This is a genomic window from Marinomonas pollencensis (assembly GCF_003387375.1).
Classification (GTDB): domain Bacteria; phylum Pseudomonadota; class Gammaproteobacteria; order Pseudomonadales; family Marinomonadaceae; genus Marinomonas; species Marinomonas pollencensis.
Genome location: NZ_QUNG01000002.1, coordinates 104,382 through 122,157, shown reverse-complemented (window position 1 = coordinate 122,157; position 17,776 = coordinate 104,382). Strand labels below are relative to the sequence as shown.

Here is a 17,776-nt window from a genome sequence, read left to right as displayed (position 1 = left end):
GTTAACCTCCCGAGTTACAGCAGTCTTGCCAGCGCCACAAAATGTAGAGCGCATCTTCACCGGCACCGGGGATCGTTCGCCACTCTCCCCATTTCATGGTGCTTTCACCGATGACATGCGCACTTTCAGTTTCTGGTACAGGGAAGAACATACTCATCTTGTATTGGGATTTCGGTAGCATGGGTTCGATAACAGGTCGGCATAGCGCACTGTTCCCCATTGTTCGCCTTGCAAGACCACGCCTGTGTTGAGCCGCGATTGCACGCGCCGCTAAATGGCTGGTGTTTTCTGCTAATGAGCCAAAGGCTAAGGTGTGGCCAGATAACGGGTAGAGATGCCCCCAACTGCCAGCACACCAAAACAACTGGTCGATGGGTTTACCAAGCGTTGATGAAGCAGCGTCAGCGGTACAAGCCGAAATAGCCAATGGATTGGCAACGGCAGCAGCTTCAGGCTGAGTAAAAAAGGCCAGTTCATCGTTCAGCCATGTTGGGTCCAATTCGGACAAATACATCAAGTCAAAGTCCATGTAACCATCGGCATTGCAATTGCCATCCATGAACAAATCGAGCATGACCAAAAGCGGAAAGGCGTAATAATGGTAATGGTAGAAAGCGAGATCACCGGTGTCGTATTCACCCTCGCCATGACCACCTTGCAGTCGTCTATCACCTAACGGTAAACGAATCCCTCCCAGGGAAGGCGAACAACCCGGCGTTCTGACCAGTTCAATCAGACGCGCTGGCTCCCACATGCTGGTAACAATACCTGGCCTTGGCACACCTAAGTTGTCTTCACATAAGCAAAACGACTTGTTTGATGCGCCGCTTGGGACACTGCCAGAGCCAAGTGGAAGACCGGCAACCCGGATAGGAAAAATGCATGACCAGCAAACATCCGTCAGCAACTTACCGGACAATAAACCCGCGTCTGGGCAGGTCAGTTCGGCTTTAGCAGAAATAGATGCGCCCAGGACAAACATGACAACGAGAGTCCGCAACAGACGATACGTATTATTGAGCTTTTTCATGAACAAGCTCCTTTGCTGGAATTTCTTCTATTTCAAACGCGAGCCCCTTTGCTTGAACAAACGATGGGGTGACTTGCAAATCAAAGCGCTGCTTTAGCGAGGCATTGAGAAGATAAACCGGACTGTCCAATGTCTTTTCTATCGCATTGAGGCTATTCCAACCTTGAGTACGGTCAAGTTCCGTGGTGATAAGCGTAATGCGGCGCAGTGTCCTATCTTGCTTCTCAAGCCAATGCGCAACTGCGTTCACTTCTTCAGCGTTCGACGCATTAAACACTACAAGTTGTTGAGTAAATGGTAAGACTTTTAGCGGGTTAATATGCGTTCCTGTTGGGATCAATGTTCGACCATTGGCATCCAATAGTGGCCGCTGCATGACGATGGTTGGATCAACCATTCTTGTCCGATACTGCGTGGCTTTGGGTAAGTCAGTAAATGTTTGGCGAGACCAGAAACGCTCAATGGCTTTTTTCTTTAACGCGCCCAAGTCAATCGACTGTAAACGCTGCATCGCAACTTGCATCAAATCCGGTTCTAAAATGGAGTGAATCGGACCGCGTTGACCCAATGAACCTGTATTGCCAGTTTCAATTTGGCGCTGCAACCAGTCCTTGCTGTAGATCCCTAGTGCACTTCCAGTCACCTTGTCATCTTCTATGTGGAAAATGGCAGGCACGCTAGCCACCCGCCAGTGCACAAAAGCTTTCGGATCGATTCGAACCTGAGGAACGGGATCAAGCCCTTTCATCAGCGCATGCCAATCACGGATAGCCGCCCCCAAGGTCTTGCCTTCAGGAATGCCCCGAAATAACACAATAGCGCCGGAAGCACTGGCCTCTTTAAAGAGCTGTTGCAGTGACGAATCCCCCAATGAGGACGACGCAAATATCAACCATTCATCGCTGTGTTTGAACGACGCAGGTTGTTCAACCGGTGCAAAAGGCTCGATAAATTCAGATGAACCATCCGCAGCACTTTGTAAAATGTTGCGGCTCATTTCGACGATCTTTTTGTCCTCGTCAGACAACGGATAAGGCTCTTGTGTCCAGGACACTTGAACCCAAGCCAATGGCGCAACCAACAAAAATAAGAGGCATAGTCTTCTCATCATCCATCTCCTACCAAAGCGGCAAAGCGCGACCGACAATCTGCTCGCGCTTAACGGCATTCCAATAACGGGAATCGAAACTCGTTGCTGCCTCACCGGAAAACCAATACTCGTTTTCTTGTAGCGTCAATGAGCGGCTAAATTGTAATTCCGCCACACCAAGACGCTGGGCTAATGCCATGCCGGTTGAGACTTCAGTACCGTTCACCAGCACATACTCAGGAGTCACATTGACTTCATCCCCAGGCATCCCTGTTAGACGCTTCAGCATACGAGTACCATCGTTATATAACGGAGCGAGTCCTTTTGAGTGGAAGGCATACAAACCATCCTTAACGGGTTCTTTATTCCATAAGTCAATCAGATACACCGTGGTATCAGGCAGGCAACGCTCTTGCTGGGTATCAATACCTATTCGGTAGCGCATCATGGTGTAGGTGCCTACCAAGGCCATGATTAACGCAAGAATGGTCAACCGTATGAGATATGGCCGCCAAGGCATTCTTTTACGGAGTATCTGCATGAGACACCTCCTTTGAGCCTACTGGTACAAATACGGAATCATCAGCACCAACTACCGCTTGGGCATCCAGCACGATATAACCGGCTGCTTTTAGCTTTTCAATTTGCTGATTGGTCTGAAGCAACCTGGATTCGATGTCTTGTTCGCTGGCATTGGGGCCCAGTGACAACACCGCCTCCCCAAAATCCACGACCGCAATAGGCGTACTTAACGCCAACTGGTTGTGGATGGGGTCGAGTGTTTTCATTAAGAGCCAGCTTGTCATTAAACCGCTACCAGCAATAGACAAAGTAATAGAGGCCATAAATGGCCAAAGCGTGGACTTATTCATAGCCTCGCTCCTTCAACAACTGAGAGATGGCATCAGCAACAGAAAGGCCTTTGCGCGTTAACTGCTTAATCGCGTTTACATCTTCTGCACGGGACGAGTACAACAGTTTATGAAAAGGATCGACGATGAGGCGACCAATCCCGGTACCCATTTCGGTAATAAAGAAAATTTCGGAATAGACACCAGTGACGGTATGAACCGTTTTCATGTACTCATAACCGCCTTCTCCTAATGGCAAGCGGCCTTCTTTTTTGAGCGCGTTAATGGTTTCGGCTTTTTGCCCAAGCAGGTACATATTGGCTGAGTTTTCAGCGATGGCTTTACCCGTTGGGCTGTCGTACAAATCGTTGACTGACTGAGTCACTGTTACAGCGCTACCGCCATACTTTCGGAATCGACGGTAACCAGTTTCTATAAACTTACCCACATCACCTTGAGTGAGCAGATCCCAGGCTTCATCAATAAACACTATTTTTCGCCGATCACGCTCACCTAAATACATTTCTTGTTGAATTTGGTAGATAAGTTGAAGTAACACTACTTGTTGCAGGTGTTTACGTCCCTTTAATTCTTCTAACTCCAGAACAGTGAAACGATTTTTGAAGCGAATATTATTGTGACCATTAAAAAAGCGTCCATATTCGCCCTGTGTCGTAAATGGATAGAGCTGCTCGCCCACGTCTTGCACCCGCCGGTCTTCGTGATTTTTCAAGGCCTCTGCCACATCATCAACCAACATCTCACGACCTTTTATCTCCCACAATTCACGTGTCTGACGTTTTAGATTCGCCATCTGAAAATCAGTTAATGATTGTGTAGGTGCGGCCATTGCAGCCAATAACCCAACCACTACATCCGCTTCTTCGTCATAATCCTCAACGATTTCAAACGGATTTAAGCAAATGCCACTGTCCCGCCCAAACTGTAAGAACTCACCGTCATAAACTTCACACAGCTTTTCATAAGAACGGCCAACGTCAATAACCCAGCATTGCCCGCCTTCTGATAGGTAGGAGGAGATGATTTCGTTCACTAGAAATGACTTACCTGAACCCGATTGTGCCGCAATGCAACAGTTGTAATTACTGCCCGAGTCATAAAGCGATACACTCATGATTTGTCCGTTACGAGAAATGAAGTTAATCACTGGGGTACCAGTGCCTTTCCAGTCAGCAAACAAAGGCAACAGAGGGATCACATGCCGTGTCGCCATGGTCTTGAATCGAAACAAGTCGTTCATCGCCTGGCGGTCAGCACCAAATGGCAAAGCATTAAGAAAAATGGGCAAGCAGAAGTACCTGTCTTCCATCAACTCAAATCCGAGTTCTTTGAAATAGGTTCGAGCATTTGAAACAGAACTGATAGACGCTTCTTCAGTTGGTGAAAACAGCGTCAAAGTCATATTTGCCCGAACAGGACGATCACCTTCTTGCAAGGCCTCAAAAAGAACATCAAACCCCTTTTTCTTGGCTGCAAGTACCGGCACAAACTTGAGCATAGGGCCATAGGCCTGATTGACTGCCCATTGTCGTTTTGTTTCTAACCGTGAACGAATTGTCTCGGCTTGGGGAAAGTGAATGGTAATATTAAATAAAAAGCTCCCACGTAAACCGCGACTACCCGTCATCATGTCGCCAGCATAACTTGCAGCATGACCAAACCAGATACGCTCAGGCAGGCGCTTAAACGATAGGGTTTTGACTCGGTAAGCGCCCAGCATCAGACCTTGGCTATCCACTTTGATAGCCCGGTCATAATCCAACACTTGCTCCCGAAGTGGTTTATCTGCCTCACTTCGAATCGGTGATGGATTGCGCCAAGAAGCATCTTTTCCCCAGTTAAGCTGCGCACTTAATGCCGCGAGCCAATTTCGGTCAGTCATCTCAGTGACGCGAAAACCAACTGTCGCTAGCGCTTGCGAGAAAGAAGCCCGAAGCGCGGATGCTCGACTCAACTCTCGCTCCGTTGGTATAGGACTTTCCAAAGGCAATTTGCAGGTGACGATCAGTTGAAAGTTGCGTACCTGAGTCTGGGTCGATTCTTCTATCGGTTGAACCGTGCCCCCATCGAGAAAATCCGCACGTTTGCGTATCGACGCCCTGAGCAATGGATCGGATTGACGATGCCTTAAGCCCATCATGCGCTGAAGGTCGGTTTGAATATCAGGCGAGGCGTACAGGCCAAATTGCAGCAACGTGTCTTTTGGCCAGTCGTTGTTGAGTAGAACATTAACCCTGTCTGCAACAGACTCATCACCACCGGGCAAGGGGTCGCATAGAAAACCAAAGCCAACACTTTGGTCTTCCATGAAAAACAGTTGCTCATCGTCGGAATAGGCCAACACAGGCAATAGCTCAGAAGCTCGTTGCCCTGAATACAAAGAGGCTTTCATTAACGCCCCTCCAACCAAGCAGAAAGGTCATAAGGACGACCTCGGCTGATGCGACCATCATTGGCGACAATGAAAGGCACACCTTGAATGCCCAGGATTTGAGCCGTCACCAAAGTACGCTGCATTGGTTCTAAGTTGCAGGCATCATCCTGTTCTAGGTTACCAATCCGGCCATTCAGCAATGCATCGGTGGCCGCTTTCTTGTCACGCGCACAGCCAAGCTGGCGAACCTGACGCTCTGAATCAGGACCAAGCACTGGCACAGGGAGTATTTGGAAGGTGTATTCTTTGGTTAGCGGTAAAGCTTGTTTCAAAAGCTCATGGCAGTGCGGGCATCGTGGGTCAACAAAGACCACCACCTTCTTTTTACCTTCGCCCAGCGTCAGTGGGTTCAAATCATCCATTTTTAAGCCAAGACGACTTAAATCCAGCGTGTTCCCCGCTTCACGAATTTCTTCAAGACTGTTAAGCGGTTTTTTAGACCAGGCATCATAGAGCGTGCCATCAATGACGAACCGGCCACTGTCTGACATGAAAACAATACGGCCATTGCTTTCAACCGCTTTCATACCCGTGACAGGTAAAGAAACCATGCCGTCAATTTTGCCAACGGGCGACACTTCAGAGACAGATTCAGCTTGAACCAAAGGAGACAGTGCAAGGGCCAGAATGATCGGAGATAGTTTTCGCATGAGAGGTCCTCGTTAATGTAAATCGAGGCTCCAGTCTATGCAGTTGTCCTATGTGGACTAGGTTAGATAGATTGAAGAATTTGTCGTCTTGCTAAGCAGCCCCAACACCAAACCTTAATGAAAACAATCACACACTAAAATAACTTAATTGTCTCTCATATACTTTTGCAAAGTTTTTTGATCCACCTTCAATGCTTCTGCGGCTTTAACCCATGTACCGAATTGCTTTTTGGCAGCTGTTGCAAATTCCTTATGAAACACTTTCGTTAACTCATCCTTAGTTGTCTTGGATAAATCACCAAATGCAAACTTTGTGTCAGGGCTATCCTCCTTGATAACAGGCTCGCCTAGCGAAGCTAATGAGCTAGAGATTGCCGACTCTGTAGTTTGGGAACTTAAAAACGCACAAGACATGTATGCCAGCTTTTTTAGGTCACGTAAGTTACCAGATAAATATCCCGAGTTAAAAAACTGGATTAATTCATGTGATACAGGAGCTTCCGCAGGCAGATTGGGGTTAACATTAACTTCATCCCAGATTCTTTGCCAATCAGACAAAATATCTTCTCTGCATGAACGAAGTGGAGGTATTGTTATTGTGAGCATGGTTACACGATCAAAGAAATCAGCATCGAGTATCGTTGCCAATTGCTCAAGTGATTTATTACTCGCGCAAACCAGCTCGAAGTCAGATGCTTCCTCAGTGTCACTTCCAACAGGGCGAAAGCGGTGATGGTTATCTTGAAGCACTCGAACCAGCTTTCGTTGAACCGAAGTGGGTAAATCTTGTATCTCATCCAAGAACAATACTTTTCCATTTGCTTCTTTCAAAAGCCCATTGCGATCCTTTTCCGCCCCAGTGAACGCACCTTTTACGTGACCAAACAACATGCTATCAACTACTTGAGAGTCTAACCCTCCACATGCAAGCGTAACTACCTGCTTTTGCTTCACCTTACCGACAACGGTTTCAATTAACCTCGTTTTCCCAGTACCACGTTCACCGAGTACAAGTAACGGAGCTTTGGGAACGCAAGAGAACTGCTTTAACGTTTGTAATGCATCCTGCCTTGCTTTTGATTTAGGGTCTAAATCGTAAAGGGCGTAACCACCCTCTGAACTTGAAATAGCAGAGATCTCTGCCAGATACGTGTTTACACTGAAATCAACTTTGGCAATGCTAGTTCTTTTGGTATCAGGGTTATATTGTGATGACCAGAGGATTGTTTCCCGTGGAAAATACCCTCGAGCATGAAGAATCAACCAAACCGCATGCATCGCCGGAGTTCCCGGCGATACATTAATATGAAGATGCTGTTCAAGCTTTAGTTCTGGAATCATCTCAGATTCTATTGCGTGATAAATTTCGTTGTGATCAGCTGGGTTCTCGATAGCTACAGTTCGAAAGGTAATCTGTATATCGCCAAATTCATGCTCTTTGTACAGACTGCTATCTCCAGCTGACTGAGTAAGCACAATTACTTTGCCAATATAAACTTTACGATTCTTAAGCCGCTTTAACGCTTCATCTAATACCTCAACCCCAGCTCTTTTTGAGTGCCAACAAAGCAGCGTGTTTTTGATATCCAAAGTTATGCCTCCAACACAATTCGGGCGTTTGGCAATTCACTTTGCTTTAGCCTTTTTGCCATGGAAAGTTCAGATTGTTGACGAACTATAATCGCTAGCTGTTTTTTTGTCAGTCGAACAACCTTTGGTTCATAACTTTCTCTAAGCGAGCCTGTATCCTGCTTTTTAGAAGTTTCATCCTTAGCTGCTGAAGGTCTGAAATACTCTGAGCTTGTGTTAGTGATAACAGGCGGCTCTATGCGCCATTTATACTCAATCCTGTGCGAGGTATTTCCCCGCCAGTTTGCATTGGGTATGTTTGGTTGTTTATCCATATCAGACAAACAATCTGCTTTTATAGACGATAACTCAACTATGTCTACCTCGTTGACTGAATACCCCTTGAATGTATTATTTTCCCAAGCTTCAAAACCACCAGAAATCATCCCTAGACTCATATTTATGTGCAGTTCATTGTGGGTATTAGCTAAAAATACATCGAAGCAGTTCATCAGCTCTGTTACCTGAGTACCGGTGAGTTTCACACCTAATTCAAAGCCTTGATCCATACCATATGTTTGAAAATTGGCCGACATCACCATGCCATGTATTCCATCCACTATAATCGCTTTTGCATGCAGCCATTTAAAACACATCACAGATGCACCAGCCTGCTTCATAGCCAATAGCGCTGGCATGGCTGCGGGTCTTTGGCGGGATAGAACGGTGACTTTTATCCCCGATTTCGCACGCTCACATATTGCTTTTACAAGCTGATGGTCTTCTTGCCACCCAAAACTCGATATGATGAGTTCTTTATCTGCTTTATTGATCAACGTTAAAGCGTGTTCCCTAATTCGAGCGTCTTCACTAGATGTGACCAGTATTTCAGTTAATTCTCTTGGATATCCGACATTTCCCGGAGACTTGTATGCTGAGAATTCACCAGGACTTGTCATATGGTGCTGCGCACTCTCGAAGATTGCCCAACGGAACACTTTAACGATCTCATCTATTTGATGGCGTGAAAGCGAGACACCCAACTCTTCATTTCGTTTAAGTGCTTCTTCTGTAAGGTTTGCCGTTAAAAGCAACCCTTTCGCATTACCGGTTTCATGTAATGCGTCTATGACAACAGCTTTTGCATGGAAATGCGGCGCAGATGCAAAGTGAACATATCCAGACAATTTGTTTAACATTTCCTTATGCTGCACAAGACACTTTTTACCAAAGTCATCATCAGGCACATCGCCATCAAGACGAGTCTCACATGCCAATAGTATGTACACACGAACTTTGCGCTTGGCAGCTTTTAAGACCGCCGACTCGACATTCTCATCAGCAAGCAAAAACGTACTAAGAATAACCGAGTGCTCAGCTTTATCGATTAATTCGACAACTCTTGATTGCAGCTCATTGCAGAATAAAGAACTATTGATAGGTTGTGGATCAGATACCTGTTTAGTTAAAACAGGTAAAAGCACAGGGGGTAACTTGGTATTAGATTGATCAACAATCTTGGTTTCAGTCTTAGTAAACTTTTTAATTAGATTCATCACTATTATTCCTTATAGGTTCCAATCATGGGCTGCAATGACATGCCAGGTATGCTGATTTTGCTGGTCTTCTTTAATCCAAAATTGATTTGCCAGCTCAGCCCTATCAGGTAGTGTGAAATTCCAACCTTTAAAAGGTTCGAGTGCTTTTTCTCTCCAAACTTGATACTTGCTATTGGTGACATACATATTGATATTTTTCTCTAATCTCCATTCAGCCCACTTTTTAGCATCCAATTCAGTCAATGCTGATATTGATATATTGTGTAACTTCATCGCATCAAACGAGCCAAACTTGTGAACAGATGGTTTGTTTACTCTTACCGAGCGCTTCATGTTGATCCGCTCAGATTCAGTTGTATTTTCAAAAACCACTGACAAGATTTCCGTTTGCTCATCCCATTGTTCAAGCAAGCCCTCACTATGCAGAAGTACTTTCAAAACTTGCAGACGACTGATTGGCTCAACCCGACGTGAGAAAATAAGGCTCTTTCCGCACTTAACATCGACATTACCATCAGTCACATTCCATTCGATGTAATACGGTTTTCCTTGAGATGAGATGCGCTCACCTTTATGTTCAATTTTGTCCACACGGACTTCCGAGCCACCACCTATTGGTTCAACCTTCAGGCCACGAACGTCTTTGACTAGCTGTGGAATCTCAACGAGTCGCTTTGCTCTTTCATTTAGCTCGTTTCTGTTCTTACCAAGTCCGACTGAAACTGCACTTGGCTCTGTGTGCGCATCAATTGTAAGAAGTGGATGAGGCAATAAAGGCTCATGAGAAACGCAAAGGCTCCAACATCCATCTTCTGGCACTAGGATTTGATCTTTCTCAAGAGCAATCAGTCCTGATTTAGTGAGCCTGTATTGGTCTCGACTAGACTCAGCAAGCCCATATAACCGACAAATATTTAGTAACCTATCAGCAACGACACGACGTCCGATTTTGTCTCCAAATAAATGCTCGGAGCACTCAGCAGAACTAGCATTCGGATAGTCGTGAAGGAATTGCAGCACGCAGTTAATTTCTGGACGGCTATCTGCCAGCGCGATCTCACCCTGTATGAGCCAAGTTTCAGTCTTAATTTCTCGTTTTAGTATGATGTCCTGGCTCATAGTGCCTCCTGTGATTCAGTCTCAATGGTTGTAGACCAGTATGAATTGCTTGCAAAAGCACCTAACACACCCGATGCCTTTTGCATTGCAGGGCGGTTTCCGTACACAATGAGCTGATGCTTGGCCCTCGTAATTGCCACATTCAAGCGATTTGGGCTTTCAAGAAAACTCGTGGGATGATTATTTGCGAAACTAAGCATGACAAAGTCAGCCTCATGTCCCTGAAAGCGGTCTACGGTACATATCTGAATATCAATATACGGTGAGGATTTTTCACCTCGATAGAAATGCCTTACTCCGTGATGATTTCCCGTCCACTTTCGTAAAGCTCGACGTATAGCTCGCTCTTGCACCCGATAGAAAGCCAAAACAGCAACTTCCCAAGGCTTTTGTTGGTTTTTCTCAACATATGGGTTTGATTTTGCCCAAGAATCAAAGCGACTTAATTCTTTTAATATTTCTTCTACTTCAGCGGTGATTTCACCTTCTTTGCCTTTTCGACCTTTAACATCGTGCCATATACAACGATGTGAGCCGTTTCGGTAATCCCAATCCCGCTTTTCAGCCTGGCCATCAGGGCTTTGCAGTGCTTTTTCACGGTATATATGTACTCGGGGAAATTCGGCAATGTCTGGATGCATCCTGTGCTGATAGCTAAGCCGTATTTGTCGTTGATTTAAAACACTGCCTGGAAGTCCATCAGACAAAGCGGTGCCTTGTTTCTGATACTCTGTTCGTTCAAATCCAACTTGCAGTGATTCAAGAATAGAAGGCAGTGCTATCCTACGTACCCTGTCTATTGCAGTGAACGTATCTTTTTCTGAGTCAAATGGTAGTAGTGCTTTGATATCTTCCTCTAACTTGTTAGCAGTTTTAGAACTTCCGTTAGTTTCTGTATTTAGTCGCTGTTCGTACATACGAGCCAGTCGCCACGCTAACTGAGATTCCCAGCTATCGGACTCGGCCTTGATTTTTGTACGAGTTAACCTCGAATGCGCTGCAAGTCGCATTTCTAACTTTTTCGGTAACGCAGGCAGCCCCCTTATGGTCGTCAAATCTAGGGGAAGGTGATTAGCATTCTGAGCAATGAACGCTGACGAACCAAGGACTACTGATGCGTAAGGGAGATCTGTCTTCGGTCCTTTAGATGATGCAACCAATACATTTTTGGCCTTTGCTTGCTGATGATAAAATTCAATTGTCTTTTCATCGTCAGTGCAAACCAAGGATACTTCTCGTTTCTGAATATTGCTTTGTCGAGCAGAGAAAACATCTGCGCATGCTTCTCGCTGATAACTATCCTGTAAACATGGCTGCAAATTTACTTCGGTAGCTTCATCATCAACATAAGGTGAAAGCTGTTTTGGGTCTCCCACCATGATCCAACGCTTGGCAAGTACCGCTGGCACCAAAAACTCTTGAAACGTTGTTTTTGATGCTTCATCAATAATCATCACATCGAAGATTGGCGATGTTGATTGTTTATTTTTGATATCAGGATGCTGAAGCAAACCAATAGTTGTCCCGCAAACTAAATTCGCCGCTTCAAGAACAAGACGTTCAACAATATGCCTACCTTCACCGACCTTACTTTTAAGTAACTTCTGACTAACTGAAAGGTGTGGTTGTTGCTGAAGATGTTTTAGCAATCTTGTGCGTTCAGTTTTAACAAACTCTTCCAATTGCCATGGCTTTGCCTTTTGAGAAACGCTTGATTTATCTCCAATCCGCACAGGTAACACCATGTCGCGATAAATACTTTCCTCAGACATCATTCGTTCAAGAACATTATCAACTGCAACGTGTGTTGATGCGCAAAGTAAGATGCGCTTACCTCGCTTTATGAATTGAAGAATCAGCTCGCAAATGGCTGTAGTTTTGCCAGACCCAGGGGGGCCCTCAAGGAAGGCAAAGTCTGGTGTATTGAGTGCTATATTTACAAACTCACGCTGCTGAGATGTTCCCTCTCTTGCACCATCGCTAAGAACGTAATAGTCATCGTTAAATAAGTGCTCATCATAAGGAACATTCGGCCACTTAGCATGATCCTTACCTTCAAATAGCCTCAATAGTGGAAGATGGTGAATAGAAGGGGTGTCTTGTAAGCTTTGTAATGCATTTATCTGACATTTTAACTGGTATGTGTTTGGACGAATAACCAAATAGTCGTGGTTAGGTAAACGATCCAATAACAAGCTGTCATTTTCTACATTTCTGTCCAGAACTGAAATTTCGTTGGATTTGTTGAATCCCACGTTGCCTTGCGATTTCCCAGTCAAATGCCAACCATAACCGTCTGGACACTCATACGACGACAACCCATTACCTAATTCACTCGCAATTTCGTCCGCGTGCTCCTCAGTGGCATAAGCCATTTTAGGTTTACCGTGACTTCTACAATTTGGGCATTCTCTAGCGGCACTACCTACGGCTTTCCATCTAGCGGGGCTTGCTTCGTATACCGTGTCGGTACTTTCATCTAAAAAGAGCTTCAAGTTCTTTTCGAAATCACCGCAGTTATCAGCAGGCTCAACTAATTGTATCCATACTCCACTTTGAGCATCGTCCAGCTTTTCCCAAGCTATCGCTTTAACAGCCTTCGTACTTTCTAGGTATTTTCGAGTGATGTCTAAATACTTATAAAAGTCACCAAGACCACTCACTGCTTTACTAAGCAGGATGTCTGGCCTGTGAATTCCTAAGTTTGCGTATCTTAATAACGCCATGTTTCGTCCTTTTATCGAATAAGTTGTTCTTCCTAAATATCAAGCATCGTGCCAACAACCTTCGACTAAAAGGCCCTATTAATTGCGCACCACCGAAAAAATAAAGGTTTTTACAGAAAGGTATTTTTCACACTCTTTAGGTAAATTTATAACCTATAAGTACCATCTTGTACATCACATAACTCTCTTAGCCAAGACGATGAAAAGAACCCAAACTACTTTACTTTGGCTACTTCTAACTGAAACGCCGTCATGATAGACGGGTACGGGGTGGGATGACGCCCAAACCGTCAGATATCTGGCCGCTTGGGCGTTTTTGTTGTTATCAGGTGCCCAGTAAAACTGCGCTGATTGCTGGTGTTCTGGTCCGTTTTTTACACCCATGTGGACTCGGTTAGATAGATTGAAGAAATCGCAATCTAACTAGGGGGCTTATAGCTCGTTGATGTTTGTTATAAACGAATTACTCAGCGTTTGCGTTAACAAGCCAATCATCAAGCACTTGCTTCAATTTATCTAATTGCTCTTGATGTTTTGCTTTATTCTTTTCCAATTTTTTAATGTTCTGCAACTTCCAACGAATCGCTGGCAAGTCTGCTGCATTAGGATAATCAAACAATGCCCAGTCAGGTTGCCCTCTTTTGAATGACATGAGGAAGGCATGATCCCTTTCTGTGAAATGTTTTTGCAGTTCAATTAACATGATAGGCCTAACAGAGGCTAAGTCTTCGCATTCAACTTTTTCAAAAGTCATTCCGTCAAATTCTGCCTGAAATTTCTCATTCAGAGGCTGCCAGTTTGGCGACATGACTTCATTAATAGGCCGAGGATGACTTAGTGTATAGGTTAAAAAGCCCACTAAAATTTCTCTCGAAATCCCTTCACTACCAAGTAACATACGCACATCAAATAAGTCGCGAGGATGTTGGCGATCCATTGCAGCACACAATTTCCCACCATACAGATCGGGAAGACTGACTACCTGAATCTCAGCATAACCAAACTCGTCTTCAACAGACTCTTGAACTGGCATTATCTCTGCACTACGCAATGTACCTCTGGCGACGGGCGACACTTCAATTTTGATTGTCGCAACCGGACTTGATACAACTATTCTCAGTTCATCAGCTTTATTATCCTGAAATGCCGCTCGGATATCTGGTTGAGTATTGATTCTGTCTGTAATGCGCTGCAATGCAGCCCTGACATTAACCAAAGCCTCATTTCTTGGTTCAAGTGGAAGATAAGCAAGATCAATATCTACAGATAACCGAGGAAAATCTCTCACAAATAAATTAATGGCGGTGCCACCTTTAAGTGCAAAAACCGTCTCTGTTGCTACCACAGGAAGCATTCTTATGAGCAAGGAAACCTGTTTGTAATATGGGCTATCTTTATCCATTATGTTGTTCACCTTTTTTGACGCTTAATATCTCTGGCACTGTGATTTGATATCGCTCATCAAAACGTCCTTTTTCGACAACCTGCCGCTTTCCTGCACCCAATTTAATTCTCGTTTCATCTACGCGATTGACCCACTGGTGATCGTAGTATCGACCCAGAAATAGAAATATTCGGTTTGCCTGGACAGAGCTGCTTCGCTCAAGAATATTTTGTACTTTTCTAGGGCTAAGATTAACTAAACCCTGAAATAATTCTGCGACATGCTCAAAAGAAATCAGCTTGCCAATCGCGTCTACCACTTCATAGGCAGCAAGTTCTGCGCAGCTGACAGTGAGTTCTTTCTCTTTAACCGTGATCCTTTTCAAATCTTTCTCGGGATTCACTTCAAGCTTATGGTTTCCACAGTAAAACCAATTCTGATAAGGGAATTCACGAAACCATTTTGGTAAGGACGACTTGTTTTTAACGCAAATCCAAACTTGCTCTTTGTTCAGCTGTAAATAGTGACTCAGTCCTTGGTGAGTTAAGCTGCTCAATCCTGCCAAATGAACTGAAACGCCCAATTGCACATCTAATGCTTGAATGGCATCAACCCAAGCTGGCTTTATATCGCCCTGCGCATTTGGACGATAGTACACACCAGAACTAAGCTTCTTCAGCCAACCGTTCTGCGCGTACTTCTGAGCCAACGAGTAGCTCACGCCGTTTTCAGTCAGCCATTGCTGAAGTACTAGCGCACCAGGAGAAGTATGAGCAACAAGCCAGTTTATCTTAGATGACATTTTAACACCAAAAGTATGAATATCACGAAAAGTATAAACCATTTAGTTTATTTTGACAGGGATTTTAACACTTTAGGTATTAATATACTAAATACTGTAAACTAAACCCGCTAATGTGGCGTTGTTGAAATTAAAAGGTCTACACAACATCACCAACAACCCGATGTTGTGTAGACCTAGTTTGATTACCTTAAGTGAACTGCCTACTGTGGCTCACATTCAAGTGCCCAGTAAGACGCCGCTGATTGCTGGAACTGTTGTGCCAATGACTTCTTGAGTGCTGGCAACGACAGGTAAGGTTGCAGACATAACACTTTCAACGACGGTTGGCGTATTGTAGAGACCCATACCGCCACCAATGCCCAAGGCAAAAGCCATCAAGCTTTGGCGAGCAATACCGCCCACAATACCCACCAGAACCATGGCTCCCGCTACGATCCGTCCCAAAGTACCTTGGGTCCAATCTTTTAGGGTATCCCACACATCAGTGAAAGCATCACCACCGGTGCCCGCAAATGAGGGCTCCGAAATCATTAACGCCATCAAACTAAGTGCACCAATGGTCATTAGGCGCTGAGTCTGAATGGTGCGAACTGCATTTGTCATTCGTTAGTTTCTCCGTAGATACTCAAGTTATCGCGCTTACCATCAGCTCCCGCTGAGGCTGAATCGCTTTGAGTCTGAAGTGGACGTAGCACTGGCGAAACCGTTCGAGGTGCTGACACCCCAATATCCCACCGGCGCGGTTCAATTTCGGTAAACACGTAGCTGGATAAATTCAGATCCCCACGGTCATCCTCCCAAGGCGCAATCCAAATCCGCATTACCCTTGAAGGAATGCGAATAGGTGCAGATTGCTGCGTCTCGGGGAATGCTGGATGGCTCAGCAGTCCTGTCTCTAAATCAGATTGTGAATACCCAGAGGGAGAACCAATTCGAGTCGCCACAGCATCAATCGTCTTGGGCGAAGCGCCATTACTGGTAAGCTCATAGACTTCACGAGCGGATAAACAGCGCACACCGTCAGGCATACCTGAGCATCCATATTCACTACTCCCTAGACCCAATGAACTACAGCCAGACAATAAGGTTGAGCCGACTGCCAATAACAGTAATCCAGTTTTAGACCACTGTTTTGAATGGTACTTTTGGTTGTTCTGCATTAGTGTCGTCATGGTTAGCTCTCCTCTAGATACATATCTTATTGTCAGATACAGACTTCGATCGGTTAGCAACATGCAGAATTTTTTCATCTTCTTACACCTCCTCCTTGCGAAGTGGTCAATGACAACGAGGTCCCACGAGTTACTATGACTTCAATTTTCCTTGCCGCATCTACCTCTATGACTGGGAACATATTTTCAGCCATGTCCAAATAAAACTTGGCTACACGATCCAGTGCTTTGCCAGTGCCATTTATCACCGCACCTTGTAATGCTTCTTGACTCATGACTTGCTGATACAGCTGAGTATCACTAGCATTGCCCGTCTGAATCGTCGGTATTGGATTAACATCAAATGCGCCTGCTAAGCCCTGAAGAAATCCAGCTGCCATAGATTTGGCCACCAGCTGTCCTTGTTTAGATACTAAACGACCTCGAATGCCTGCTTTGCCATCTTCACCCACGGCATAAGAATCCAATCGCGTTTCAATGACGCCACCATCTTCTCTGACACATGAAATGGTCTCACCTCGTAAATAAGCACGCTCAGAACTCAAATCACCGTAACCTGCGGCGATCAAGAAACACTCTTTGATATCCGCTCTAAATCGGTTGGGTAAAATGGCTTCCTTATGAATCCTCAGCAATGCAGGAAAAGGTTCACGTCTTGCGGACTCGTGAGTAGGTGCATCCAAACCCGTGATCAAAGTACCCGAGATAATGCTGCCCGCCGGTAGATACAAAGGCGGGGCTTCTTGCACAACAACTTCGGGTTCGACAACCACTTCAGGCTCAATCATACGAATGGTATTTGAAGGTAATGACGAATCCCCTTTCCGCCCTTTTGGATTGCTGACGGATGTTTGATGTGCCGAATCAGGCAGCGGCGCATTGGCAAAATAGTCGCCTGGGTTAGACGGCAGTGGCTTTTCTTCTTTAGGTAATTCCATGGCAGATAAAGGCACTTCAAAACGGCTATTTTTGCCTTCAACTGCTGCATCACCTCCAGCGCGAACATCATCAAGTTCCGCTCGAAGGCGAGCCAACTCCGCTTTAACTTCACTTGGTATAGAAGGCGAACTTGGGCTTAGCCGTCCTGAATCGACGTCACGACGTAAGCGCTCAACTTCACGACGTAACTGTTCATTGCGCTCACTGAGTCGCTTTACGTTCGCAGCCAAACTATCAACCCCAACATCACGAGTATTAGTATCCGTAAGAATGTGCCGGATCGTTTCCTGTCGATTACGACTGTTTGAACCATCTTCAGGATTAGGTGAAAACACCATCACCATAAGGATTAAACCGCCAGCAATACCAACAACCGATAGGCCCCGCTTCATGTTCGGGCTCATTTGTTCCCATTGTGCTTTCATCG

General features: G+C 45.2%; 15 protein-coding genes. All 15 read right to left on the bottom strand.

The window, feature by feature from the left end; translation table 11 throughout:
- Window position 1: 1 nt before the first annotated feature.
- The gene (locus tag DFP81_RS03480) at window positions 2–1,030 is read right to left on the bottom strand and encodes a TraU family protein (protein ID WP_024008827.1); all 1,029 of its coding nucleotides are present in this window, start codon (window positions 1,028–1,030) and stop codon (window positions 2–4) included.
- Window positions 1,014–2,141, bottom strand: a complete 1,128-nt coding sequence (locus DFP81_RS03475) for a TrbC family F-type conjugative pilus assembly protein (protein ID WP_245959074.1) — start codon at window positions 2,139–2,141, stop codon at window positions 1,014–1,016. Before DFP81_RS03475 ends, DFP81_RS03480 begins: the two co-directional genes overlap by 17 nt.
- Before the next feature lie 7 nt (window positions 2,142–2,148).
- Entirely contained in the window at window positions 2,149–2,661 is a 513-nt protein-coding gene (locus DFP81_RS03470) for a S26 family signal peptidase (RefSeq protein ID WP_181903031.1), read from the bottom strand.
- A complete protein-coding gene (locus tag DFP81_RS03465; RefSeq protein WP_115896381.1) occupies window positions 2,645–2,992 on the bottom strand; it encodes a plasmid-related protein in 348 nt (115 codons plus the stop codon). The genes DFP81_RS03470 and DFP81_RS03465 overlap by 17 nt, the downstream gene beginning before the upstream one ends.
- Window positions 2,985–5,384 (bottom strand): type IV secretion system protein TraC, encoded by a 2,400-nt coding sequence (traC, locus tag DFP81_RS03460; RefSeq protein WP_115896380.1) that lies wholly within the window; start codon window positions 5,382–5,384, stop codon window positions 2,985–2,987. Before traC ends, DFP81_RS03465 begins: the two co-directional genes overlap by 8 nt.
- A complete protein-coding gene (locus DFP81_RS03455) occupies window positions 5,384–6,076 on the bottom strand; it encodes a DsbC family protein (protein WP_115896379.1) in 693 nt (230 codons plus the stop codon). The genes traC and DFP81_RS03455 overlap by 1 nt, the downstream gene beginning before the upstream one ends.
- Before the next feature lie 144 nt (window positions 6,077–6,220).
- The gene (locus tag DFP81_RS03450) at window positions 6,221–7,666 is read right to left on the bottom strand and encodes a sigma-54-dependent transcriptional regulator (RefSeq protein ID WP_115896378.1); all 1,446 of its coding nucleotides are present in this window, start codon (window positions 7,664–7,666) and stop codon (window positions 6,221–6,223) included.
- Window positions 7,667–7,668: 2 nt separating this feature from the next.
- Window positions 7,669–9,201 (bottom strand): phospholipase D-like domain-containing protein, encoded by a 1,533-nt coding sequence (locus DFP81_RS03445; protein ID WP_115896377.1) that lies wholly within the window; start codon window positions 9,199–9,201, stop codon window positions 7,669–7,671.
- A gap of 12 nt (window positions 9,202–9,213) precedes the next feature.
- Window positions 9,214–10,323, bottom strand: a complete 1,110-nt coding sequence (locus DFP81_RS03440; RefSeq protein ID WP_115896376.1) for a hypothetical protein — start codon at window positions 10,321–10,323, stop codon at window positions 9,214–9,216.
- On the bottom strand, window positions 10,320–13,049 hold the full coding sequence (locus DFP81_RS03435; protein WP_115896375.1) for a DEAD/DEAH box helicase family protein: 2,730 nt from the start codon (window positions 13,047–13,049) through the stop codon (window positions 10,320–10,322). Before DFP81_RS03435 ends, DFP81_RS03440 begins: the two co-directional genes overlap by 4 nt.
- A 463-nt stretch (window positions 13,050–13,512) precedes the next feature.
- Window positions 13,513–14,451: a nucleotidyl transferase AbiEii/AbiGii toxin family protein gene (locus DFP81_RS03430; RefSeq protein WP_115896374.1), complete on the bottom strand. Its 939-nt coding sequence runs from the start codon at window positions 14,449–14,451 to the stop codon at window positions 13,513–13,515.
- Window positions 14,444–15,235, bottom strand: a complete 792-nt coding sequence (locus DFP81_RS03425) for a type IV toxin-antitoxin system AbiEi family antitoxin (RefSeq protein WP_115896677.1) — start codon at window positions 15,233–15,235, stop codon at window positions 14,444–14,446. The genes DFP81_RS03430 and DFP81_RS03425 overlap by 8 nt, the downstream gene beginning before the upstream one ends.
- Window positions 15,236–15,454: 219 nt before the next feature.
- Window positions 15,455–15,841, bottom strand: a complete 387-nt coding sequence (gene traA / locus DFP81_RS03420; protein WP_115896373.1) for a TraA family conjugative transfer protein — start codon at window positions 15,839–15,841, stop codon at window positions 15,455–15,457.
- On the bottom strand, window positions 15,838–16,410 hold the full coding sequence (traV, locus tag DFP81_RS03415; protein WP_147299432.1) for a type IV conjugative transfer system lipoprotein TraV: 573 nt from the start codon (window positions 16,408–16,410) through the stop codon (window positions 15,838–15,840). Before traV ends, traA begins: the two co-directional genes overlap by 4 nt.
- Before the next feature lie 74 nt (window positions 16,411–16,484).
- A complete protein-coding gene (locus DFP81_RS03410; protein WP_115896371.1) occupies window positions 16,485–17,774 on the bottom strand; it encodes a TraB/VirB10 family protein in 1,290 nt (429 codons plus the stop codon).
- Between the last annotated feature and the right edge of the window lie 2 nt (window positions 17,775–17,776).